23 protein-coding genes and 1 tRNA gene are annotated in these 23,496 nt (G+C 71.3%); 5 read left to right on the forward strand and 19 right to left on the reverse strand.

Annotated elements, in window-relative coordinates; all coding sequences use genetic code 11:
* Positions 1-528 (reverse strand): DUF4352 domain-containing protein, encoded by a 528-nt coding sequence (locus AB0M59_RS24150; protein ID WP_364618920.1) that lies wholly within the window; start codon positions 526-528, stop codon positions 1-3.
* A gap of 31 nt (positions 529-559) precedes the next feature.
* Positions 560-1,174, reverse strand: coding sequence for a response regulator (locus tag AB0M59_RS24155; protein WP_364618582.1), 615 nt, complete (start codon positions 1,172-1,174; stop codon positions 560-562).
* A 174-nt stretch (positions 1,175-1,348) separates the two neighbouring features.
* Between AB0M59_RS24155 and AB0M59_RS24160 the strand changes: the two genes are divergently transcribed.
* Positions 1,349-1,422 (forward strand) — tRNA-Leu (locus tag AB0M59_RS24160).
* Between the two features lie 384 nt (positions 1,423-1,806).
* Positions 1,807-2,265, forward strand: coding sequence for a hypothetical protein (locus AB0M59_RS24165; RefSeq protein WP_364618585.1), 459 nt, complete (start codon positions 1,807-1,809; stop codon positions 2,263-2,265).
* 37 nt (positions 2,266-2,302) lie between these two features.
* On the opposite strand, the gene AB0M59_RS24170 is transcribed toward AB0M59_RS24165, so the two are convergent.
* The 16 genes from AB0M59_RS24170 to AB0M59_RS24245 all read right to left on the reverse strand — a co-directional run bounded on the left by AB0M59_RS24170 (position 2,303) and on the right by AB0M59_RS24245 (position 19,661).
* Positions 2,303-4,672, reverse strand: coding sequence for a penicillin acylase family protein (locus AB0M59_RS24170; RefSeq protein WP_364618588.1), 2,370 nt, complete (start codon positions 4,670-4,672; stop codon positions 2,303-2,305).
* A 78-nt stretch (positions 4,673-4,750) separates the two neighbouring features.
* Complete coding sequence (locus tag AB0M59_RS24175) at positions 4,751-5,908, reverse strand: TetR/AcrR family transcriptional regulator (protein WP_364618591.1); 1,158 nt, start codon at positions 5,906-5,908, stop codon at positions 4,751-4,753.
* Positions 5,905-7,440: a long-chain-fatty-acid--CoA ligase gene (locus AB0M59_RS24180; RefSeq protein ID WP_364618594.1), complete on the reverse strand. Its 1,536-nt coding sequence runs from the start codon at positions 7,438-7,440 to the stop codon at positions 5,905-5,907. The genes AB0M59_RS24175 and AB0M59_RS24180 overlap by 4 nt, the downstream gene beginning before the upstream one ends.
* Positions 7,441-7,463: 23 nt before the next feature.
* A complete protein-coding gene (locus tag AB0M59_RS24185; protein WP_364618597.1) occupies positions 7,464-7,691 on the reverse strand; it encodes an acyl-CoA dehydrogenase family protein in 228 nt (75 codons plus the stop codon).
* Complete coding sequence (locus AB0M59_RS24190) at positions 7,691-8,056, reverse strand: acyl-CoA dehydrogenase family protein (protein ID WP_364618600.1); 366 nt, start codon at positions 8,054-8,056, stop codon at positions 7,691-7,693. Before AB0M59_RS24190 ends, AB0M59_RS24185 begins: the two co-directional genes overlap by 1 nt.
* Positions 8,053-8,880 (reverse strand): SDR family oxidoreductase, encoded by an 828-nt coding sequence (locus AB0M59_RS24195; RefSeq protein ID WP_364618603.1) that lies wholly within the window; start codon positions 8,878-8,880, stop codon positions 8,053-8,055. The genes AB0M59_RS24190 and AB0M59_RS24195 overlap by 4 nt, the downstream gene beginning before the upstream one ends.
* A gap of 15 nt (positions 8,881-8,895) precedes the next feature.
* The gene (locus AB0M59_RS24200; RefSeq protein WP_364618606.1) at positions 8,896-9,300 is read right to left on the reverse strand and encodes a MaoC/PaaZ C-terminal domain-containing protein; all 405 of its coding nucleotides are present in this window, start codon (positions 9,298-9,300) and stop codon (positions 8,896-8,898) included.
* Complete coding sequence (locus AB0M59_RS24205) at positions 9,297-9,758, reverse strand: MaoC family dehydratase N-terminal domain-containing protein (RefSeq protein ID WP_364618609.1); 462 nt, start codon at positions 9,756-9,758, stop codon at positions 9,297-9,299. Before AB0M59_RS24205 ends, AB0M59_RS24200 begins: the two co-directional genes overlap by 4 nt.
* Position 9,759: 1 nt before the next feature.
* A complete protein-coding gene (locus AB0M59_RS24210) occupies positions 9,760-10,941 on the reverse strand; it encodes a lipid-transfer protein (protein ID WP_364618612.1) in 1,182 nt (393 codons plus the stop codon).
* Positions 10,942-11,063: 122 nt separating this feature from the next.
* A complete protein-coding gene (locus tag AB0M59_RS24215) occupies positions 11,064-11,873 on the reverse strand; it encodes a DUF3592 domain-containing protein (RefSeq protein ID WP_364618614.1) in 810 nt (269 codons plus the stop codon).
* Positions 11,874-11,882: 9 nt separating this feature from the next.
* The gene (locus AB0M59_RS24220; protein WP_364618616.1) at positions 11,883-12,413 is read right to left on the reverse strand and encodes a hypothetical protein; all 531 of its coding nucleotides are present in this window, start codon (positions 12,411-12,413) and stop codon (positions 11,883-11,885) included.
* Positions 12,414-12,465: 52 nt separating this feature from the next.
* Positions 12,466-15,426, reverse strand: a complete 2,961-nt coding sequence (locus AB0M59_RS24225) for a hypothetical protein (RefSeq protein ID WP_364618619.1) — start codon at positions 15,424-15,426, stop codon at positions 12,466-12,468.
* A gap of 1 nt (position 15,427) precedes the next feature.
* Entirely contained in the window at positions 15,428-16,429 is a 1,002-nt protein-coding gene (locus tag AB0M59_RS24230) for a hypothetical protein (RefSeq protein WP_364618622.1), read from the reverse strand.
* Positions 16,426-17,736 carry a hypothetical protein gene (locus tag AB0M59_RS24235; RefSeq protein WP_364618624.1) on the reverse strand — a complete coding sequence of 437 codons (1,311 nt, stop codon included), beginning with the start codon at positions 17,734-17,736 and terminating at the stop codon, positions 16,426-16,428. The genes AB0M59_RS24230 and AB0M59_RS24235 overlap by 4 nt, the downstream gene beginning before the upstream one ends.
* Before the next feature lie 45 nt (positions 17,737-17,781).
* Positions 17,782-18,804 carry a ferritin-like protein gene (locus tag AB0M59_RS24240; protein WP_364618626.1) on the reverse strand — a complete coding sequence of 341 codons (1,023 nt, stop codon included), beginning with the start codon at positions 18,802-18,804 and terminating at the stop codon, positions 17,782-17,784.
* Positions 18,805-18,866: 62 nt separating this feature from the next.
* Entirely contained in the window at positions 18,867-19,661 is a 795-nt protein-coding gene (locus AB0M59_RS24245) for a GntR family transcriptional regulator (protein ID WP_364618629.1), read from the reverse strand.
* A gap of 136 nt (positions 19,662-19,797) precedes the next feature.
* On the opposite strand from AB0M59_RS24245, the gene AB0M59_RS24250 reads away from it, so the two are divergent.
* From AB0M59_RS24250 to AB0M59_RS24260, 3 genes are read left to right on the forward strand one after another with little or no spacing between them, the layout of a single operon-like run.
* Positions 19,798-20,667 carry an aldolase gene (locus tag AB0M59_RS24250; protein ID WP_364618632.1) on the forward strand — a complete coding sequence of 290 codons (870 nt, stop codon included), beginning with the start codon at positions 19,798-19,800 and terminating at the stop codon, positions 20,665-20,667.
* 32 nt (positions 20,668-20,699) lie between these two features.
* Positions 20,700-22,187 (forward strand): CoA-acylating methylmalonate-semialdehyde dehydrogenase, encoded by a 1,488-nt coding sequence (locus AB0M59_RS24255; protein WP_364618635.1) that lies wholly within the window; start codon positions 20,700-20,702, stop codon positions 22,185-22,187.
* Between the two features lie 50 nt (positions 22,188-22,237).
* Positions 22,238-22,603 carry a hypothetical protein gene (locus AB0M59_RS24260; RefSeq protein WP_364618637.1) on the forward strand — a complete coding sequence of 122 codons (366 nt, stop codon included), beginning with the start codon at positions 22,238-22,240 and terminating at the stop codon, positions 22,601-22,603.
* Positions 22,604-22,790: 187 nt separating this feature from the next.
* On the opposite strand, the gene AB0M59_RS24265 is transcribed toward AB0M59_RS24260, so the two are convergent.
* Positions 22,791-23,357, reverse strand: coding sequence for a TetR/AcrR family transcriptional regulator (locus AB0M59_RS24265; protein WP_364618640.1), 567 nt, complete (start codon positions 23,355-23,357; stop codon positions 22,791-22,793).
* Positions 23,358-23,496: the final 139 nt, after the last annotated feature.

Raw genomic sequence — 23,496 nt, forward strand, 5'->3', positions numbered from 1 at the left:
TCACAGCTTGATGTCGGTGCCGTTGGCGTTCTTCATGTCGGTGATGGTGGGGCCGCCGAACACCCGCAGCGTCACCGGCTTCCGGTCCTTGGGGATGTCCCAGTAGAGGTCGAACTCGACGCGCACGCCGTGCCCGAGGTCGAACTGGCCGGGCTGGCGCTTGATCAGCATGGCCTGCTCTTCGGGCGGGTGCGCGGCGCCCTGGTCGTCGACCAGCAGCTGCCGTTTCGTGTCGAACAGGACGCTCGAGGTCCCGGTGTTCGTGATGACGAGCCGCAGCCGGACGAACTGCCCCGTGGCGGGGAACTCGGTGTGGCTCCCGGTGATGCTGGGCAGCCCGGCGGCCAGCCCGATCAGGGTGAACTCGGTGTCGCCGTTCTTCGCGGGCGGCAGCTTGAGGGCGGTCTCGTCGGGCCGGACCTGACGCGGCGGCAGCTCGTAGGTCGTCGGCGCGGGAGTACTCGGCGCGGCCGCTTGGCAGCCGCTCACGAGTACCAGGACGACGACGGCCGGCAGGAGTCTCACCAGGGTGATTCTGCCCCGCCGGCCGTCGGTCCGGCTAGGCTCCGATGCTTTCCACGACGGCCTCGGCGACGGCCTTCATGGTGGTCCGGCGGTCCATGGCGGTGCGCTGGATCCAGCGGAAGGCGTCGGGCTCGGTGAGCCCCTGACGGCTCATGAGCAGGCCCTTGGCGCGGTCGATGACCTTCCGCGTCTCGAGCCGGTCGGTGAGCCCGGCGACCTCGGCCTCGAGGGCCTGCAGCTCGGAGAACCGGCTGACGGCGAGCTCGATGGCGGGCACGAGGTCCCGCTTGGCGAAGGGCTTGACGAGGTAGGCCATCGTGCCGGCGTCCCTCGCCCGTTCGACCAAGTCACGCTGGCTGAACGCGGTGAGGATCACGACGGGCGCGATCCGGTCACCGGTGATCTTGGCCGCGGCCTCGATCCCGTCCAGCTTGGGCATCTTGACGTCGAGGATCACGAGATCGGGCTTGAGATCGGTGGCGAGGGAGATGGCCTGCTCGCCATCCCCGGCCTCCCCGACCACCTCATAGCCCTCTTCACGCAGCATTTCGACGAGGTCCAGCCGGATGAGCGCCTCGTCTTCCGCGACGAGCACCCGACGCTGCGGCACGGTGGCGGCACCGTTGGCCTCGGTAGCCTGATCGGTCACCGGGGTCCTCCTGAAGACTCGGCGGGACGGTCGGTTTCGCGGCTTCCCGCGAACCTGAAGCCTACCGGGAACGATCCAGAAGCAGAGATGGCGTTCACCACGTAGTGGCGGGCGCGACACTCCGCGCCCCGGTAACTCGCCGGACACACTGATCCCGTAGAGTCACTGCGTCACGCCCCCGTAGCCCAACTGGCAGAGGCAACGGATTCAAAACCCGTCCAGTGTGAGTTCGAATCTCACCGGGGGCACACCTTCTGACCAGCACAAACCGGCCTCGCGACCAGATCAGGCAGGTGCGGGGCCGAACTCGTTTCGTCCGGCGACAACCGGCCTTGAACGACTGTTCACCCCCGGTACGCCCCCAGCTTCGTCGCGAAGACGTCACCAGAGGGCTACTCGCCGCACCAGGACTCACTGGCCACTGTGGACGGGTGGACCCAGCTCGGACCGACAACACCCGCCGCGCCAAGATCGCTTACCCCCTGCATCGACAGTGCTCACGCCGCTCCTCGACGCCTTACTCTGGTCCGACGGGACGCGCTGACCGGATCCCTACCGGCGAAGCACGAGGGGTGCAACCCGGCACCCGGTTCGTCCCGTCCGAGGAGCAACGAAACCGAGGTGGGCTGCTCATGCGAAGACTGTCGTGCGTGTTCCTTCTCGTCCTCGTCGCGGCCGCGTGTGGCCGTGACGAACAGGCGTCCACGGGCAGCGAGGCGCTGTGCTCCCCGTCGTACGAACCCCGGGAGCTCGTCGACCACGGTCCGCGGTACCCGGCGCTTCCCTCCGGCCTGCCGAGCGCACCGGAACGCACACCGACCGGAACCCGCACCACCGACGCCGCCGCGATCGGGAAGATCGCCGCCGCCGCGTGCGGCCTGCCCACCCCACCGTCGGACTTGGCCTGCACCCTCGAACTCGGACCGACCTACGAACTCCGCTTCCTCGACGCCCAAGGCCGGACCACGACCCTCACCGCCGAAAGCTACGGCTGCCAGTTCGTCGAAGGACTCGGCTCCCGCCGATTCGACGCCAAGCCCCTCTGGGAAGCCCTGATCGCGGCCGGTCTCCCCGCACCGCGCCCCCGCTGACCGTCCGGCGCTGGTCGCGCGACCGCGACCACGGCCGTCACCCGGCCGGCTCCAGCCGGATCCGGACGTCCAGGTTCCGCTCGACCTCACTGCGGCTGTACAACAACGGGAACGAGCCACCCGAAGCCCACAGCGCGTTCAAATCGCTGTAGTGCGAGCTGCGCGGGTCTCCCGACTGCCCGGGCGCGTTGATCGCCGCCGAGCCGTTCCAGTTGCCGACGTCCAGGGCCATCTTGAACGTCGCCCCGATGATCTGGGCGTACGTCAGCGGGTGGAAGAACGACGGGTGGATCGTGTGGTAGTCGCCGCCGATCGGGGTGGGACCGACGTTCGGGGCGCCCAGGGGGTGCTTGAACTCGTTGTGGCTCAACGAACCCCAGTGCCACGTGGCGGGGTCCGGGCCGAGCTGGCCGGCGACGTCTTGGAACGCCGGCGTGAACGAGCTCAGGATCAGCTGGTCACGCACCTGCGCGCCGTTCGGGCCCAGCCAGCCGGCCGGGTCGCGGAAGGACGAGATGATCAGGCTGAAGTCCGGGTTGATGGTGCGCACCAGCGCGTCCGCCGCGGCCTGCGGCAGCACCGCGTGCGCCCAGACGTAGTGCAGGTACTTCATGATCCACGTCTCGTACAGCGCGGCCGCCGCGGAATCCGCCGAGGTGACGCCGTCCCAACCGCGCAGCAGCTCCAGAGCCTTCGCGGTGTCCGGGTCCGTCGACGACAGTCCCCGGACGAACTCGAGCAGCTGCGTGGCCACCAGCGACTTCTCGTCCTTCTGCAGTGCCAGCGAATCGGCGACGGTCGCACCCGGCTTCGACTCGATCAGCTCGTCGATGCGCTGCTTGCGGTAGGGCAGCTGCCATTCGTAGTTGGACACCACCGGGTGGCCCGGCGGGATGTTGAAGTCGTTGGCCGAGGCGAAGTAGCCGGACGCCGGGTTGTACTGCCCCGGCAGTTCGCTGTTGGCGTAGAAGCCGTTCCAGTCGTAACGCCCGTCGCCGGGGACGGGCAGCAGGCCGTCGTAGTCCGCACCGGTGCGGCGCGGCGTCAGGCCCGCCGGGACGTAGCCGATGTTGCCGCGCACGTCGGCGTAGGCCAGGTTCGAGCCCGGCGTCCCCCACGTACGCATGCCCGCGGTGAACTCGCGGAAGTTCGTGGCCCGCTGGTAGTTCAGGCTGCCCAGGTACGCCGAGGCACCCGGCTGCGTCCACGCCGTGCGGACCGCGAACGCCCGGTGCGCCGCCTCGTCGACCTTGACGACCGGGCCGTGCCGGGTGAACGACAGCTGCCGGGCGACCGGCGTGCCGCCGCGCACCGGGATGGGCTCGGTGATCGTGGTCATCCGCTCCCAGCCGGTGCCGTAGCGGTAGCGGGTGGGGTCGTTCGGGTCGAGCTCGTAGACGTAGAGGTCGGTCTGGTCGATCGGCAGGTTGGTCAGGCCGAACGCGATGTTTTCGTTGTGCCCGATGGCGATCCCCGGGTTCCACGGCTCGCCCGCGCCGGCGAGGTTCAGCCCGGGCGCCGACAGCTGAGCGACGTACCGGCCCGACGGCAGGGCGTCCGCGCCGCGGTGCGGGTCGTTGGCCAGGATCGGCCGGCCCGACGCCGTCCGGTCCGGCCCGATCGCCCAGGCGTTGCTGCCGGAGGTCGCGTCGGCGATGTCCTTGGTCTCGGTCCGGAAACCGGCGCCGGTGAAGTTCACCGCGGCGGTCGCGAGGTCGTACACCTTGAGCACGTCGTCCGGCACCGAGCACGGGTCGAGCCCGGCGGGCACCGCCGCTTCGTGGTCCGGGTGCAGCGAGCGCAGGTAGCGGCTCGCGCCGGGACCGGCCAGGCAGACCTGCTTCGCGCGGGCGACCTCCCACATCAGGTTCTCCCCGATGGCGTGCGTGCGGATCCGCACCACGTCCTGCGGGCGCCAGCGGGCGGGCTGGTAACCGAGCTTGGCGAACTCCGGCGGGAGCGCGGAAGGGTTGCGGCCCAGCCAGTCGACGTAGGAGTTGATGCCCTCGGCGAACCGGGTGGCGGCGAGCCTGCCCTCCGGACCGTAGGACGCCCACTCGGCGTCCATGTCGCCGCGGTAGAGGAACAGCCGGGCGGCCCGGTCTTGCTCCACATAGGACGGACCGAGCACCTCGCTGAGCGTGCCGAGCCCGCGACGGCGCCAGGTGTCGACCTGGAACAGCCGGTCCCGGGCGATGTTGAAGCCCTGGGCGAAGAAGAGATCGCTGGTGTCGGCCGCGTAGATGTGCGGCACGCCCCACTTGTCGACGAGCATTTCGACCGGCCGGCGCAGACCGGCGACGGCGTACCGCGGGCCGGTCGCCGCCGCCACGCCCGGAACGGGCGCAAGGCAGAGCACGACCAGGGCGAGGATCAGGCCGCGGAAGATCGGCCGGCGTCGGGCCATGGTGATCTCCTCGTTCGGGAGTCGGGACCGGGTTCGTCCGGTATGTCTACCCGTCGCCGACGCGGTCCCACGAGCCCCTTAGGGGGTCCGGGGAACCGCTGTGCCCGTGAGGATCGCGTACACCACCGCGGCGAGGTTGGTGTTGGCCGAGGTGTACCGGGCGACGTGCGGGGTGCGCAGCAGGTCGTTGACCACCTTGAGGCCGATCTGCACGCGCAGCCGGGCGGCCGCCGGCTCGAGGCCGGGCGAGATCTCCTGCACCAGCGCGATCCACTCGGCCGCGTACTCCCGTTGCGCGCCGCGGGTTTCCGCCTCGACCTCGCGTTCCCCGGACCGGCCGACCTCCAGGGATCCCCACTCGCGTGAATGCTCCACATAGGACTCCGTCACCAGGCGCAGGGCCTCGTGCGGGGTGCTCGCGCGGGCGAACGCGGCGTCCAAGGTGATCCACAGGTAGTGCGTGCCACGTTCGTAGACCGCGCGCAGCAGTTCGGCTTTGCTCTTGAAGTAGCCGTACAGGTTCGGGCCGGTGACGTCGGCGGCCGCGCCGATGCCGGCCATCGACGTCTCCTGGTAGCCCTTGGTCGCGAACTGCGTCGCGGCGGCCAGGAGCAGACGTTCGCGGCGGGACACCGGAGTCCGGATGCCACTCGGCGCGTACTGCGCCGAACCCGTCGGCGTGAGGGGCGCCGACGCGATGGCGAGCAGCGCGGCCCGGACCGCGGCGCGGCGGTGCGCCGGCGTGGCGTGGATGGTGCTGGTGCCCAGGCACGCGAGCGCGGACTGCATCGCCCAGACGAGCAGCTCTTCGTTGCCCTCGTCCAGGTCGTCGCGGTGCGCGCGCAGGACGCGCCCGAACTCCGCGGCCCAGGCGCGCATCGTGTCCACGTACTTGCGGCGCAGCCCGGGTTCGGCGTAACGCACTTCCCGATCCCACAGGTCGGCGACGTGGGGGTGCGGCGTGACGAGGTCGATCGCCTCGTCGATCGCGGGTTCGAGCGCCGTCTCGGTGATGGTCCGGTCGAAGCCGGCGAAGCTCTCCCGCAGCACCGCGTCGAGCAGGTCGCTCTTGGTGGCGAAGTGCCGGTACAGCGCGCCGGCCGTGATGCCCACCCGCTCGGCGAGGGCGGTCATCGTGACGTTCGGGTAGCCGAGCTCGACGAAGAGGTCGCACGCCTGCAGGACGATCTGCCGCTTGCGGTCCTTGGGCCGCCGGCGTGGTGGCTCGGCACTCACCCCTGCTTGCCTCCTCCGGCCATCGCGCGCAGCTCCAGCTTGAGGATCTTACCGGCCGCCGACATCGGGAACCGCGTCACGACCTCCAGGCTGCGCGGACACTTGTACCCGGCGATCTCCCGCTTGCAGAACTCCCGGAGCTCTTCGAGCGTCAACGTCGAGTCCGGGACCAGGCCGACGACGGCGTGCACGCGCTCGCCCCACCGGTCGTCGGGCACGCCGATCACCGCGACCTGCGCGACCGACGGGTGCTTCGCGACGGCGTTCTCCACCTCGATGGAGTACACGTTCTCGCCGCCGCTGATGATCATGTCCTTGATCCGGTCGACGATGTAGACGTACCCCCGCTCGTCCATGTAGCCGCCGTCGCCGGTGTGCATCCAGCCGCCGCGCACCGCCTCGGCGGTCTCCTCGGGCTTCTTCCAGTAGCCGAGCATGACGTGGTCGCCGGCGACCACGACCTCGCCGACCGTGCCACGGGGCACTTCCTCGTCGAACGGGTCCACGATCCGCACCCGCGCGTACGGGGTGGCCCGGCCGGCCGCGCGGCGCAGCACCGGGTCGTCGTGGTCCTCGTCGACCAGGAACGTCGTCGACGGCGACAGCTCGGTCATGCCGTACGCCTGCAGGAACCGCGCCGAGGCGAACACGTTCCTGGCCCGGGAGAGCACCGCGTCCGAGATCGGGGAAGCCCCGTAGATCACCAGCTCCAGGCTGCTGAGGTCGTGGTTCCCCACGTCCGGGTGGTCGACGACCAGCTGGATCATCGTGGGCACGAGGAGGATCTGCTTCGCGCCGTGCTCGGCGATCGCGCGCAGCACGGCGACGGGCTCGAACGCCGGGAGCGGCACGGTCGTCATGTCCACCAGCATCCCGGCGACCCACGCGCCGAACCCGGCCAGGTGGAACGCCGGGGCCACCAGGATGGCCGCGCCGCCGTGCGGCACCCGGCTCTGCGCCATCAGCATGCCCATCGCCGCGGTCATGACCTGGCGGTGGCCCAGCATGACGCCCTTGGGGAAGCCGGTCGTTCCGCCCGTGTAGAAGATGCCGAGCAGCGCGTCACCCCCGCGGTGCACGTCCTCGACGGGCTCGGCGGCCAGCAGCTCGCCGAGCGGCACCAAGCCGTCCGGGGTGTCACCGTCTCCACAGTGGACGATCGTGCGCAGTGACGGCGCCAGCGCCCGCAGCTCGTCGACAACGCCCACGAACGGGTCGTCGACGAACAGCACCGCCACGTCCGCTTCCTCGAGCGAGTAGGCGATCTCCTTCACGCTCCAGCGGGTGTTCACCGGCACGACGACCGCGTCGGCCCAGGCGATCCCGAAGACGATCTGGCAGAACCGGTCCGTGTTCGGCGACAGCAGGCCGACGCGGTCGTCCCGGCCGACGCCGAGCGACTGCAGGCCGCCGGCGATCCGGGAGACGAGGTCGCAGGTCTCGCGGACCGTGGTCCGGCGCTCGCCGTAGACGGTGAACACCTCGTCCGGTCGTTGCTGCGCCGCTCTGTGCAAGGGTTGGGTGAGGTACATGATCCGCTCCTTCGCGGCTGTTCCTAGAGCGACCGTGCGACGAGGTCTTTCATCGTTTCGTTGGAGCCGGCGAAGATCTTGGTGACCCGGGCGACGGCGTACATCCGCGCGATCCGCGCGGTTGTGGCCACCTCGGCCAGCACGAACTTCGTGTTCTGGAAGTCCCACAGGGACTGGCCGAACATGTCACGGGACTTCGCGTACTTGGTGGTGAGCGCGAGGAGCAGGCGCTCCTGGGCGAGCTGCGTCATCAGCTGCCCGAACCCGCTGCCCGTTGGAGATGAACGTCTTGGCGCCGGTGATGACGTACTCGTCGCCTTCGCGGACCGCGCGCGTGCGCCACGATGCCACTGTGGACACCGTTGCCCCAGCCCGTCTCGCCGAGGCGTGCCTGCGCCTCGAACACGGTCAGGTCGTGGGCGAAAGTCCCGCCGCCACCGCCGTACTGCTCGGGGATCGAACAGCACAGCAGCCCCAGCTCCCCCGCTTTGCGCCAGACGTCGCGGTCGACCTGGTGCTGCCGCTCGAACTCCTCCCGGTGGGCCACCAGTTCGCTTTCGACGAACTTGGCGGCGACCGCGGCGACCGCGGCGACCTCGTCGTCACGCCGGCTCACGATTCCCACCCCCCGCCCGTGACGATGATCTGCCCGCTCACGTAGTCGGCTTCGGGGTAGGTCAGCATGACCACCGAGCCCGCGGCTTCTTCGGGCGTGCCCGGGCGGCCCAGCGGGATCAGGGACTTCGCCGCCTCCAGGATCTGCGGGCTCACGCCCACCTTGATCTCCTGGCCTTCGATGTCGATCGTCGAGCTGCCGTCGGCGGGCGCCGCGGTGAGCCGGGTTTCGATGAAGCCGAACGCGACCGCGTTGACGTTGACCAAGTAGCGGCCCCACTCCTTGGCGAGGGTCTTGGTCAGGCCGACGATCGCCGACTTCGCCGAGGAGTAGTTGACCTGGCCGGGATTGCCGGAAAGGCCGGCGACCGAGGAGATGTTGACGACCTTGCGGTGCACCGCGAGCCCGGCCGCCGCCTCGGCCTTGGCGGCCTTGCTGATCACCGGCTGCGCCGCGCGCAGGATGCGGAAGGGCGCCTTCACGTGGACGTCGTGGATCGCGTCCCACTGCTCGTCGGTCATCTTCTGGATCACCGAGTCCCAGGTGTAGCCGGCGTTGTTGATGACGATGTCGAGCCCGCCGAAGGTGTCGGTGGCGGTGCGTACGAAGCGCTCGGCGAAGTCCGGTGCGGTGACGCTGCCCGGGCACGCGACCGCGTTGCCGCCCTTGTTCGTGATCTCGGTGACGACCTCGGCCGCCGGCGCGCTGTCCAGGTCGTTCACGACGACGTTGGCGCCCTCGGCCGCGAGCTTCACCGCGATGGCCTGGCCGATGCCGCGGCCCGCGCCGGTGACGATGACGGTCTTCCCGTCGAGCTTTCCCACTGGTGCCGGTCCTTTTCAGTCGATCGCCACGACGGCGTGGCCGCGCAGCGTGGTGGTGCCGTCGTCGAGGTCGACGGCGAGGTCGAGGGTGGCCCGCCGTTCGCCGGCCGCGTCGTCGATCGACACGACCCGCGCGTGGCAGACCGGCCGCGCCGCGACGGGCGTGATGGCGACGAACCGGACGCCGTAGGAGCGCAGCCGTTCCTGCGGGGCGATGCCGGTGAGCAGCCGCGCGAGGTAGGCCATCGAGAGCATTCCCTGGGCGAACACGTCGTCCAGCCCCGCGGACTTCGCGACGTCGAGGTCGAGGTGGATCGGGTTGTGGTCGCCCGAACCGCCGGCGAACAGCGCCAGCGTCGTCCGGGAGATCGGCTCGATCGGGAGCGGGTCGAACTCGTGGCCGGCGGTCCAGGTCGTCACGCGGTCACCTCGGCGGGCCGGCGGATCACGGTGGTGCCGATCGCGTCGGCGACCGGGAGTCCGTGCTGGTCGGTGATGCTCGTGGCGGTGACCAGGAACTCGAGCGCACCACCCCGCTTGGCGTAGACGTCGGTGATCCGCGCGGTCGCGGTCAGCTCGTCGCCGGCGTGGGCCACGCGGTGGTAGCCGAACTCCTGCTCGCCGTGCAGCACCGTGCGCAGGTCGACGCCGAGGTCGGTCAGCCAGGTGAACGGGTCGGCCGTTTCGAGGCTGACGGCGAAGAAGAACGTCGGCGGCACCGGGAGGTCCGGGTGCCCGGCGGCCTTCGCGGCGTCGAGGTCGGTGTAGACGGGATCGGTCTGCCCGGTCGCCTTGGCGAACAGCCGCAGCCGGCTGTGCGAGACGAGCAGGGTCTGCGTCCCGGTTTCGCGTCCGATGTGGACTTTGTCGATCGCCATCTCAAGCCTTCTCGTACATGGTCACCACACACGCGCCGCCCAGGCCCAGGTTGTGCTGCAGGGCCACGGTCACGTCGTCGACCTGGCGGTTTCCGGCCTGGCCGCGCAGCTGCCAGACCAGCTCGGCGCACTGGGCGAGTCCGGTGGCGCCGAGCGGGTGCCCCTTGGACAACAGGCCGCCGGAGGGGTTGGTCACCACCCGGCCGCCGTAGGTGTTGTCGCCGTCGAGGACGAACTTCTCCGCGGTACCCGCCGGCGTGAGCCCGAGGGCCTCGTAGGTCAGGAACTCATTGGTGGTGAAGCAGTCGTGCAGCTCCACCACCCGGATGTCCTCGGGTCCGACGCCGGCCGCCTCGTACACGTCGTTCGCGGCCTTGACGGTCATGTCGTAGCCGACCACCTGGCGCATGTCGCGGGCTTCGAACGTGCTCGGCGTGTCGGTCACCAGCGACTGGGCCTTGATCCGGACGCCGTCTTCGATGCCGTGCGCGCGGGCGAACTCCGGCGTGCACACGATCGCCGCGGCGGCGCCGCAGGTGGGCGGGCAGCACTGCAGGCGCGTGAGCGGGCCGTAGACCACCGGCGAGTTCAGCACGTCGTCGAGCGTGATCGGGTCGCGGAAGACCGCGTACGGGTTGTTCGCCGCGTGCCGGCGTGCCTTCACGGAGATCCGGGCGAAGACGGCCGGGTCGATGCCGTATTCGTCCACATAGGCCTGTCCGGCACCGCCGAAGAGCTGCGCGGCCTGCGGGGCCTTCTCGTCCTGTCCCCGGATCTCCCGCTGGGCCTCGTCGTGCCGGGCCAGCGGCGACACGCGGTCGGTGTAGACGCTGGAGAGCGCGCCCGGGGTCATTTGCTCGAAGCCCAGGGCGAGCGCGCAGTCGACCACGCCGCTCGCGACGGCCTGGCGCGCCAGGAACAGCGCCGAGGAGCCGGTCGAGCAGTTGTTGTTGACGTTGACGACCGGGATCCCGGTCAGGCCGACGCCGTACAGCACGGCCTGACCACAGGTTGAATCCCCGTATACATAGCCGGTATAGGCCTGGCCGATGGAGCCGTAGCCGAGCCCCGCGTCGGCCAGCGCCGCCCGCACGGCGGCCTCGCCGAGGTCGACGTAGCTGCCACTTTCCCGGGGCTTGGCGAACGGAACCATCCCCACACCCGCGACGACGACGTCGGTCACGTCAGCTTCCTTCCCTCCGATGACAGTGAATTCAGACTTACTTGTCATTCACTTAATGTCAAGGGAGAACAGGCTGAGCTGTGACTTGACCGCCCCGCCGTGGCTGGCTTGGCCTGAATCGACTACTGCGTCACCGGCTCGACCAGCACCGCTTCGGGGTCCTGCGGGTCGTACCGCACGGTCACCGCCGAGCCGCGTGCCGGCGCCTGGAACAGCGACGTCACCATCGTCGCCACCACCGTGCGCTCCCCCGTCTCCGCCGGGTACCGGACGTGGACGACGAACCGCGGGTTGCCCATCACCCAGACGTTGGTGAACTCGACGTGCACCACGTGCCCGGTGACCCGCCGCCCCCGCTGCCGCAGTGCCTCCGCCCGGTCCTCCGCCGCCCCTTCGCGCAGGAAAGCCCGCAGCAGCACCACGATCGACACCAGCGCCACCAGCGCGGCCACCGCCGGGACCAGGTACGGCTCGTAGTAGACGACCCAGTCCACGTCCGACCACGGCTCGGCCTTGCCATCGAGGAACGGCAGCCGCTGTCCCACCGACTCCGGCGGGGTCCACGACGGGATCGCAACGCCGCCGCCCAGCGCCAGGCCCAGTGACGCCGTCAGCGAGCCGGCCCGGAAACCGAGGCCGAGGCCGTTCAGCGAGATCCCGCCACCCCACAGCATCGCGAACCCCAGTGACGAGGCCACCGTGACTGCCACGCTGAAGAACAGCACCAGCGATGCCGCCGAGCCCGCATCGGCCCCCCACGCGTCGAGGCGGTTCAGCGACATCAGCCGGAAGCTGTCCAGGATCCCGAGCGACCCGGACCAGCCCGCGGCGGCCCAGGCGAGCGTCGTCGGGACCCCGAGCAGCCACAGCCGCCGCGCGGACCGGCGGCCCGGCCGGGGCGGGTCCGCGAGCCCGGGAACGAATCCGTACACGACGGCCGCCTAGTCGATCGGGCCGAACACGGCGACCTTCGCCGGGTCGGCCGGGTCGACGCGGGCCTCGTGCCGGGTGCCGGGCGCGTACTGCTGGATCGTCGCCAGTGGCGTGATCAGCCGGGACACCGTCCGGTAGGTCGAGCCGCCGGTGCGGGTGACCTCCAGCGTCGCCGTGTACTGCGCCTGCCCGGCGATCGTCCGGCCGGTCGGCTCCAGGGCGCGGATCACCAGCGTGGCCGGCTCGCACGTGTCGTAGAGCCGCCGCAGCTCGGTCCCGTAGGCAGCCTGCAGTTCCTGCTGCTGGCGCAGCTGCTCCTCCGCCGGCAGCGCCATGAACGCCGCCAGGTCCGGGTCGGCGGCCATGCCCCGCAACGCCTGCGCGGCCAGCTGCGGCGTCGGCAGCTGCGGGGTGATGTCGTACCCCTGTGCCGCCGCGGCCTGCCGGAACTGCTCCGCGTGCTGCCGGAAGTCCTGCGCGCCGCGCGCCGCGCCCTGCTGGGTGGCCTCGTTGACCTTGTCGCGGATCTTCTTGAACATCGGTCCCGCCTTTCGCTGTGTCGTGTGCACACAGCTTCGGGCGGGCCGACCGCTACCGAACCCAGGTTTGCCCGTCGTCGGAGGCATCGAGGCAGGTCAGCGCCGCCCAGAAGACCGGCGAGCGGGCCGGCTCGGCCCGTTCGCGCCACCGCGCGAGCCGGGTCCGCTGCCACGCGCAGAGCTCGGCAACGGGGTCGTCGCCGGCCAGCGCCGTGTCGACGGCGATCACCAGCTCGGCCATCGGGTCCGCGCCGGGCACCGCCGCCGACGTCGGCAGCGCCCACACCGTCGCGGCCACCAGCCGGGCCCCGGCCGCGACCGTCGCGAGCAGCACGCCGAACGGCTCGGCCAGGCCGAAGTCGCTCGCGCTGGCGCAGCCGATCAGCGCCACCCGTGCCGGCATCGCGGCCACTTCGGACAGCGCGAGGTCCGCGGCGGTGAAGGGCCGGTGCGCGCCGATCGGCTCGGCGGTGCCGGGCAGGTCGGCCGCACAGGACAGGTGCAGCGCGGTCTGCGCGCCGTGTTCGTCGCGGACGCGGCTGACGTGCCCCACGAACACCAGCCGCGAGCACGGCTCGGCCAGCAGCCGCGCGAGCAGCCGCCGGTCGGTGTCGGTGCGGCGGACCAGGTCGAGGCCCCGCGCGGCGGCCGGCCGGACCGGGCCGTCGGCGAGCCGCGCGTCCAGGTGACGGATCAGCGGCGACGCCGGATCCTGCTTGCCGAGCACCGAGCCCAGCTCGCCGAACGCGCTCTGGCCGGGGATCCGCGGGTCGAGCAGGTAGATCGGCGGCCCGGGCGGCGCCGGTGTCCGTCGCGGGATGCCGACGGGAGCCAGCAGCGAGACGTCGGCGACGTCGAGGGCGCGCTCGTCGCCGTCGAAGCAACTGCCTTCCGCGCCGGGTTCGAGCACGCGGTCCGGCCGCCGGTCGGGCAGGGCGAGCAGTCCCCACGGCACCGCGGCGAGGTTCGGCGACGGCTGTACGCGCAGCAGCGGCCGTCGTCCTCCGGCCGCGGACTCTCGCAGTCGCGCGACGAGATCGGCAGGCAGCAGGTTCAGGCCGAGGATGCGGGCCAGCCGTTGTTCATCGGCGAAGGCTTTCAATGCCCGCCTTACGGCGTCGGAGACGCTCTCGCCCTCCTGCGGCGTCGGGGACGCGGCGTCCAGGTACTCGCGGGCCGTCGCGACGAGGGCGGCGTCGACCGGATGGGTGTGGACGGTGTCGAGGTCGCCGGTGGTCCGCCAGGTGAGGTAGGTGTGCCCGGCGTCGGCGTACCGCAGGAGAAACGTCTCCCTCCCGGTGTCCGGCCAGGTGCGCACGACCGGGGTTTCCGGCCGGGACAAGGAATACCGCTCGGCGGCGACGTCGAGCCAGCGGTCGAGTTCCATCGGCGAGGCCGGGGACCACCGCAGGGCGGGCGGCGGGGCCAAGCGCAGCGGCAGCGACGACGTGACGGTGCCCAGCGCGGCGAGCGGAAGCCGGTCGCCGACCGGCGCGACCTCGAGCACGGGAACCGTCCCGGTGAGTTCGAGCGATGGTCCCTCCGTGTAGGCCCCGACGGCGCAGGTGCGTTCGATCAGCTCCGCGGCCAGCCTCGGCTCGTCCAGTCGGGTCAGCACCGCCATCAGCAACTCGGTCGCCGGTCCCGCGACGTCGCGCGCCCACGCCGTGCGGGCCCGCGGCGACGTGAACTCAAACCGGTAGTCCGTCGCCGCCAGCGCCAGCGGGAGCAGCAGGTCGAGCAGCGCGCGCAGGTCGTCGCCGCGCGCGTAGCCGATGGTGGCCGCGACGAAGTCCGTGTGCAGGCATTCCAGCCATTCGCCGGACGCGCGCGCCGATTCCCGCGCTCGCGTCGCGTGGTCCTCGGCCGTCTCCCAGTCGCCTTCCGCCGCGGCACACCGGGCCAGGGCCACGTCGAGCCGTCGCAGTCCGGGCGTGTCTTCGTGGGTCGCCCAGACCTTGCCCGCGTGCTCGAACTGGTCCCGCGCCTGCCGGGCGTCGCCCGCGAGCAGCAGCAGCGTGCCCAGCGCGTGGCTGGCCTCCGCGACGTCGCCGGTCGCGCCCGCGGCCGCGAGTTCGTCGCGGGCGGCGACGATCGCCTCGACCGCACCCGGGAAGTCGCCGCCCGACGCACGATCCGCGGCCAGGTCGATGGCGAACTTCGCGGAGTGGTCCGCGGTGAGCCGGACCAGGTCGGCGCGCGCGTCGGCGTCCTGACCGCCGGCCCGGCGAAGGCGAGCGCGTTCGGCCTGGGCCATCGCCTTCAGAGAGGGCGCCTGGTCGCAGGCCGGCGCGCTCAGGATCTCGTCGAGCGCGGTCAGTGCCCCGGCCGGATCGCCGGCCGCCACCTGGACGCGCGCCTCGAGGATCCGCAGCTCCAGCTCGTCGGTGCCGTGCGGGTCGAGCAGCTCGGGCGGGTACTGCTCCGGTCCGGCGGCCTTCCGCAGGGCCGCCCGGTGCCGCTGTCCCGCGATCAGCTCGCGGGCTCGCGCGACGTCACCCTCCTCCGTGGACAGTGAGATCAGCACACGATCGGCCACCTCGCGGGAACCTTCGATCATCCGGATCTCGGCGTACTGTCCGAAGTGGACGGCGGCCGCCGCGCTCACCGGAAAAGTCGTGAGGACGGCGTCGGCGCACTGCCGGGCGTTGCGCAGGTCTCCCGCGGAGTAACAGACTCCCGCCAGGTCGCTGATGGCGGCGAGTTCGAGGTCGCTCCGGTCCAACTGCTGCGCGATCTGCCGCATGCGGCCGTACATCCGTTGTGCACCGGCGATGTCCCGTGCCGCGGCGAGCTGCTTGGCTTCCTGCTGGACTGCCACAGCCTCGCCGAACAACCGCTGGTACTCGGCCTCGGTGAGCGAGCACGCGGGCAACTCCCCATGGGGCGCCGGGTCCAAGCCGAAGTGCGCCGCGACGCACTGACAGTTGTAGCCGTGCGAACTCGCCCCGGCCAGCTCGTCCGGCACCGGCCGGTCCGGTGGGTTCATCGGTGGCGGCAGACCCACGACCACGTCAGAACTCCCCGTCGACGGCCGCGCGCTCGGCCAGCGTCCGGGCCTCCGGCGGCAACGCCTCGCGTGCCCGGACGAGCGACACCACTTCGGCCCGGTCCGCCGCCGTCGTCCCGGTGACGTCCTCGGCCGTCACGCCGACGATGAGTCCGAAGTGGACGGAAGGCGCGGCGTCCAGGTCGACGGCACCGGCGAACTGTCCCGCGCCCAGGTGCAGGGGAATCTCCGCGACCACTTCGCCGTCGTGGGTCGCGAACGCGGACAGCGTGGCGTCGGCGAACACCCCGGCGACCTCGACCTCGAGCCGGATGGCCGTCGGGGCCGCGACGATCCGCCAGGTCACGGTGTTCTCCGCGGCGTCGAGGACGCCCGGCGGCACCCGCGCCCAGTCCACGCTCGTTCGGCCCTCGGTCAGGACGCCGTCCTCGGCCGCGCCCGAACCGGCGCCCGCGGCCAGAGCGTACGCGCGCTGCCCCGGCATCGCGGCGTCCGCCAGCCGGGCCGCGGCCTCGGCGCGCACGACGTCGTCCTGGTCGTCGAACCAGGCCGACAACCGCGTGCACAGGCCACGAACTTCGTCGGCGACGGGTGTAGCGGCGAGCCCTTCGACGGCGGCGTCGAACAGTTCCCCTGGAGTGGCTTCGAATCCGTCGAGCATGCCTTCGGCCACCGCCGCGGTGGCGACCGCGGCTTCGAGGTCCAGCAACGCCGGATCCAGGGACGGAACGCCGAGCGCCGGGCTCGCGGGCCACCACCGGCGGGCCCACAGCAGCAGCGCGAGGGTGGCCAGTTCGGGCCGGGCAGGGACGTCGACGTGGCCGGATGCGAGGGCCGCCAAGGCATGTTCCTCGCCGACGAGCCGGGTCAGCCACGGTTCGGCGGCCGCCGCGTCGGTGAGTTCGACGCGCATCGAGCCGGGCACGCCGGCGAGCAGGTCGGCGAGGGCGAAGCGGACGAGGCCGCCGTCCGCCGCGACGACGGGCGTGTGCACCGGGTGCGTCACGAGACGGCCTCCAGGTCCGGCAAGCGGGCCACGAGCGCGCGGCGCACCTTCGTCCGCAGGTCCAGCGAGGTCGACCGGACGACGCCGGTGACGAGGTCGCGCACGTCCGCGGCGTCGGCCGGGAGCTCACCGCGGACGTCGAAGCCGTGCAGGCGGATCCACAGCCGGCCGAGGAACTGCTTGCCGAACTCGCGCAGCTCGCGCACCAGCTCGGCGTCGGGACGCGGGGTGAGCGGCGTGGTGCCGGCCAGCGCCCGGCGGGCGTGGAGCACGTACCCCTCGCGCGCGACCTGGGCGTTGAGCTGCCGCGCGAATCCGGGGGCGGCCCCGGGCACGCTGCCCTCTAGTGGCCGGAGGGCGGGCGCGAGGACGACGCCGAGCGCGAAACACGTGGCCAGGGCGGGCAACCCGAGTCCGAACCCGGCGACGACGCGGCGGGCTTCGTCGTCGACGAGGTCGGCGACGGAACCGCGTTCGCCGGCGGGGAGCCGGCGCAGGGTGGCGCGCACGCGCCGTTCGACGCTGCGTTCGAGGAGTTCGGGGCCGGCTTCGTCCTGCCGGCGCAGCGGCGGGACGGCGGTGCGATCCCCGCGCTGCAGACCGAGATCCGGCGGCGGCGAGCCGGAAACGGCCTCGGCGGCCCGGGCGAGCGCGTCGGCTCCGCCGGGCCGGCGCAGCGCCAGGCCGAGGGCGTGCCCCGCGGCGGAACCGGCCAGCCACGCGGCATCGGTGAGGGTTTCCACGAACTCGCCGAGCAGCACCGCGGCGTCGTCCGGCACGAGACCGGCATCGGCGTGCCAGCGACGGTGCAGCCCGGCGGTCAGATCCGCGGAAGCCCGGGGATCGGCGAGGTACGCGGCCAGCTGCGCTACGCCGGCTTCGTCGCCTTCGCCGTGCAACTCGCGCAACGCCGCGTCGGCGGTCTCCGGTGCTTCCGGTCCCGGCATCCCGAACGCCGTCGCCAGCTCGTACGCCAGGGGAAAGCACACGTCCTGGACGTCGCCCGCGGTGATGCGCAGGGCCCGGCGCTGCCGCTTCAAGTGCACGAACCACGCGGCGGTCGCCCGCAACCGCGGTGCGTCGGCGAGGAGCAGCTCGGTGAGTTCGGCCGCCGCGGCGGGCTCCAGCAGCGGCCGGCCCAGCTTCGGCCGCGCTGCGGTGCGGACGACCAGCGGATCGATGATCTTCTTGACGGTGCGGGTCAGCGGACCGCCGTCGCCGGACGAGAGGACTTCGACGCCGGGGATCCGGTGCCACGCCGCCGCGAGCACGGCCGAGCGCAGCCGGGGTTTGCCCGATCCCGTCACCGCCACCCCCTCCTGCGAGGCACTTTACGCGATCGGGCCGCCGCCTCAGGCGCGCTGCTCGGGCGGCACGTACTCGAAGGCCGGCCCCGCGGTCGTCCGCCCGTCGCCGGTGGGCAGCTTCATCAACGCCACCGCCTGCGCCCGCAGCGCGTACATCGTCCCGACCGCGTCCCGCATCTGCCCCGGGTCGCCGGTGAAAGCCTGCTCCAGCTGGTAAAGCAGCAGACTGTAGGTCTGGTTGAACCCTTCCTGCGCGACCCGGATCGCGCTGCCTTCCGGATAGTCGGCCGTCCGCGGATTCGGCCGCATCGGCAGCACGCCGTCGAGATCGACGGCGATCTTCTCGCCCGTCGGACCGGACGCGGGCGTGTCGCCGGTGCGGTAGCGGCGGCCGAGACTCAGCTCCTGGAAGCGGTAGTAGTGCGCCACCTCCTCGCGGTCGGGGTGGAAGACGTCGCGGTCGCCGTCCCAGACGTCGGTGCGGGCCGCGCCCTCCCCCTGTTCGACGACCTCCGCCAGCGCCGCCAGGGCGGACTTCAGGTCGTGGACCGCGATGACTTCACCCCCTCCGCCCCGGAGGTGGAACGCGTCGATCTGCCGGGCCGGGTCACCCGTGAAGACCGCGGTTTCGCCCAGCTCGTCGCACAAATCGCGGAAGCCGGCCTCGATGGCGGCGTAGAACTGGCCGATCGTCTCGTACTCGTCCGATTCGGGCGGCGCGTCCGCCGACGCGGGCTGCTCGATGCGCAGGAACAGCTCGAGCGCTTCGGCGCCGAACGGCGCCAGGTGGACGTGTACGGAACGGTCGCCGTGCGGCAGCGGATGCGGATAAGCCGGCAACAGCGCGGGGGTGTCGAGCCGGGGCGAACCGCCCACGGCGTTGAGCAGGTTCGCGTCCAGCGCGAGGTGCAGCATCTCCTCCGCCAGCACCGACCCGACCACCTGCACGGCTTCGGGATTGCGGGCCGGGTCCAGCGAATACAGCGCGCACAGGTAAGGGGGAATGGTGGCGTGCTCGAGTTCGATCGCCCACTGCAGGTGGCGGCGGAGATCGTCCAGCGTGTCCATGGCTACCTCGGTTCGTCAGGTCGGTTGCGGCAGCTGAGACAAGACACCGCACCGGCTTGTGACTACTGAGGGCCGTTGGTCAGTGAGAGGTTGAACGCGTAGCGGGACGCGCGGTAGACGTGCCAGCCGTACTCGACCACCCGGCCCGTGTCGTCGTAGGTCGTGCGCTGCATGGTCAGCAGGGCCGCTCCCGGCGGCTCATCCAGCAGCTCCGCGTCCTCTTCGGTCGCCAGCCGGGCACCGATGTTCTGCTCCGCCGCGTGCAGGCGGACCCCCGCCGACCGCAGGAGCTGGTAGAGGCCTCGCTCGCGCAGTTCGTCGTCGGTCGGGTCGATGATGCCGTCGGGCAGGTAGTTGTTCATCAGCGCGAGAGGTTCGCCGCCGGTCGAGCGGATGCGCTTCAGCCGCCGCACCCGCGTCAGGCCCGGCGCTTCCAGCAGCTCGGCCACCTTGGCATCGGCGTCCTCCACCTCATTGACCAGCACCACCGACTCCGGCTTGCCGCCGAGCCCGGCGAGGTCGTCGAACAGGCTGCTCAGCCGCAGCGGCCGCGCGACCTTGGTGCGGACGACCTGGGTGCCGACGCCGCGACGCCGCACGAGCAGGCCCTGGTTGACCAGCGTCTGGATCGCCTGGCGGACGGTCGGGCGCGAAAGCCGCAGGTTCGCGGCCAGGTCCACCTCGTTGCCCAGCCGGGCGCCCGCCGGCAGCCGGCCGTCCTCGATCGCGGCGTGCAGCTGCTGCGAGACCTGGTGGTACAGCGGCTCCGGGCTGCCCGGGTCCAGCACGATCTCCCGGCCGGGATCCCAGGCCGGGTGCGTGACGTCCACGCCGGACGACGACGGAGGGGTGCTCATCGCCGGAAGCCTACCGCGATCCGGACTGCGGTAGGGATGACCTTATGTCCATATGTCTTGACAAAGTCTCCGAGCGCTGGCAGTGTCGGTTTCGGATCGGCCGAAGGCCGGTACTTCGCAAGCTGGGAGCGGAACTGTGACCGACGTAGTGCGGCGTCTCGTCGCGAAACGAGTGCACCACCCGGAAGCGATCGCCGAGGCGGCCGCGAACCGGGTGCGGGCCAAGTCGCCGTTCAACGACAAGGGCCGCACGATGATCATCGCCGCGGACCACCCCGCCCGCGGCGCCAACGCCGTCGGCGCCAACCCCTCCGCAATGGCCGACCGGGGCGAACTGCTCGAGCGGCTGTGCCTCGCGCTGGAACGCCCCGGTGTCACCGGCGTGCTCGCGACCGCCGACGTCATCGATGACCTGCTCCTGCTCGGCGTATTGGACGGCAAGACCGTGATCGGGTCGATGAACCGCACCGGGCTGGCCGGGTCGAGTTTCGAGATCGACGACCGCTTCGCCTGCTACGACGCCGAAACGATCGAACGGATGCGGTTCGACGGCGGCAAGACCCTCACCCGGATCTGCCTCGACGACCCGGCCACCCCGAGCGTCCTGGTGAACACCGCGAAAGCCGTCAACCAATTGGCCGACCGGAAGCTGATCGCGATGGTCGAGCCGTTCCTGTCGGTCTGGACCGACGGGCGGGTCACGAACGACCTCTCCCCCGACGCCGTCATCAAGTCGATCACGATCGCCGCCGGGCTCGGCCGCTCCTCGGCCTACACCTGGCTCAAGCTCCCCGTGGTGGACGACATGGAGCGGGTCCTCGCGTCGTCGACCCTGCCGGCCGTCCTGCTCGGCGGCGAAGTCAAAGACCCGGACGCGGCCTTCGCCGCCTGGCAGCGGGCCCTGACCCAGCCGACCGTGCAGGGCCTGGTCGTCGGGCGCTCTCTCCTCTACCCGCACGACGGAGACGTCGCCAAGGCCGTCGATACCGCGGTCGGGCTGTTGTGAACCCGCATCGCACTACTACCTGCAGGAGCACCGTGAACACCATCGAACACTGGATCAACGGCACCGCCACGTCCGCGGGCTCGACCCGCACGGCACCGGTCTTCGACCCGGCCACCGGGCGGCAGCAGGCGCAGGTCCTGCTCGCCGAAACGTCCGATGTGGACACCGCGGTCGCGGCCGCGGGCAAAGCCTTCGAGGCGTGGGGCGATTCCTCGCTGTCCCAGCGGACCAAGGTGATGTTCGCCTTCCGCGAGCTACTGGTGAAGCACGAGGACGAACTCGCGCGGATCATCTCCAGCGAACACGGCAAAGTCGTCGACGACGCCCGCGGCGAGATCGTGCGCGGCCGCGAAGTCGTCGAATACGCCTGCGGCATCGCCGACGCCCTCAAGGGGAGCTTCTCCGACCAGGTCTCGCGCGACGTCGACGTGCACGACTTCCGGCAACCGCTCGGCGTGGTCGCCGGGATCACGCCGTTCAACTTCCCGATCATGGTCCCGCTCTGGATGCACCCCGTCGCCATCGCCACCGGCAACACGTTCGTCCTCAAACCCAGCGAACGCGACCCCTCGGCGTCGAACTTCGTCGCCCAGCTCTACACCGACGCCGGGCTGCCCGACGGCGTGTTCAACGTCGTCCACGGCGACAAGACCGCGGTCGACGCGATCCTCGACCACCCGGATATCACGGCGGTGTCGTTCGTCGGCTCGACCCCGATCGCCAAATACGTCCACGAACGCGGGACCGCGGCCGGCAAGCGCGTCCAGGCCCTGGGCGGGGCGAAGAACCACGCGGTCGTCCTGCCCGACGCCGACCTGGAGTACGCCGCGAACCAGCTGACCGCCGCGGCCTTCGGCTCGGCCGGGCAGCGGTGCATGGCGATCTCGGTCGGCGTGGCCGTCGGAGCGGCCGGCGACAAGCTGGTCGAAATCCTCGAGCGCAAGGCGCGCGAGGTCAAGGTCGGCCCCGGCAACGACCCGGCCAGCGACATGGGCCCGGTGGTCACCGAGGCCGCCCACGAGCGCGTGGTGAACGCTGTCGCCCATGGCGCGGAGCAGGGTGCGTCGGTGGTGGTCGACGGCCGCGGGCTGACGGTCGACGGGCACGAGGAAGGCTTCTTCGTCGGGCCGTCGCTGCTGGACAAGGTCACCACGGACATGGACGCCTACCGCGAGGAGATCTTCGGACCGGTACTGGCGGTCGTCCGCGCGGACACCGTGGCCGAGGCGATCGCGATCATCAACGCCAACCCCTACGGCAACGGCACAGCCATCTTCACCGGCAGCGGCGAGGCGGCGCGCAAGTTCCAACGCGAGGTCAAGGTCGGCATGATCGGCGTCAACGTCCCGATCCCCGTCCCGATGTCGTACTACTCCTTCGGCGGCTGGAAAGACTCCCTCATCGGCGACAGCCCCATCCACGGCCCAGCAGGCGTCAACTTCTACACGCGCGCGAAGGTGGTCACGACGCGCTGGCCGCACACGAGCGCCTCGGCGTTCAATTTCCCCACTTCCAGCTGAGCCGAACGGAACCGGAACACCTATCTCCGTTTCTTGGTATCGTGGCCGCCATGGGTTACCGAGGTCCGCTCCCGAAGAACGCCGTCGACCGCGTCAACACGTGCGTCGGCTCGCTCCGGACGTCCCCGCGCTGGGGACGTCTGGTCCGCCGCCACCTCACCCAGGTCACCTACACGGGACGGCGGTCGGGCCGCACGTTCACCACGCCCGTCGGCTACCGGCGGGCGGGCGACGTCGTCACCATCGGCGTCCGGCTGCCCGACGCCAAGAACTGGTGGCGCAACTTCACCGGCGACGGCGCCCTACTGTCCCTCGAACTCGACGACACGGCACGCACCGGCCACGCGGTGGCGCGTCGCGACGAGAAAGGCCGCGTCACCGTGACCGTCCGGCTCCACGAAGACGAAACCGCCTAGTGTCGCGCGTCCGAGGTTCGTTGACAGCGCGGCGGCGAGTGCGAACGTCTTGAATGACTCATTCAGGTCTTCGGAGGTCTTGAATGACTCATTCAAGACCTTTGGGCCGGGCTTCCGAGCCGGGCTCGGGCTCGGCGAGCGCCCGGACTCCAGCGGCCCGAACGGCAACGACTTGCCACGCGCGAAACTAGCGGGCCATCCCGTGCCAGAGCAGTTCGGCGAGGCTCGCCGCGTCGCCGCGCCAGTCACCCGCCGGGTCGAGCAGGAGCAACCCGGCCAACCCGCGCAGTACCACCAGCGGGTCGAGCTCCGGCCGCACGGTCCCGGCCGCCTCGTTGGCCTTCAGCAACGTCGAGACCGCGCCGACCATCGCCTCGTACGCGTTCGCCGGCAGCTCGCCGCGGGACGCCGTCGCGCGGCGCAGCGCGTCGGCCAGCCCCTTCTTGGTCATCATGTAGTGCGCCAGGTGGTCGGTCACCCACACCCGGAACGCCTCGTCCGCGGCGTGCTTCTGCAGCAGCACCGGCACGATGTCGACGATGTGCCGCACCTCGCGCTGGTACACCGCCAGGATCAGCGCCTCCGGTGTCGGGAAGTGCCGGTACACCGTGCCGACGCCGACCTCGGCCTGCTTCGCGATCGCGTTAAACGAGACCTCGCCCGTGCCGGCCAGCGACTTCGCGGCCACGACGAGGATGCGCTCGTGGTTGCGCCGGGTGTCCGCACGCCGGGGGCTGACCGATCCCGTCGTCATCGTCCTCCCGCTCCTCGTGCCGTCTCGCCGAATCTAACCCAGACCTGGAGCAACTCCAGCGTGTCCGGTTCGTTGCGAACCGGATTGTAATCCGCTAGCCTCGCGAACGGGTGAAGCGGATGAGTATCCGCTCCCCGTT

The sequence above is a fragment of the Amycolatopsis sp. NPDC051371 genome (assembly GCF_040682155.1).
Taxonomy (GTDB): Bacteria; Actinomycetota; Actinomycetes; order Mycobacteriales; family Pseudonocardiaceae; genus Amycolatopsis.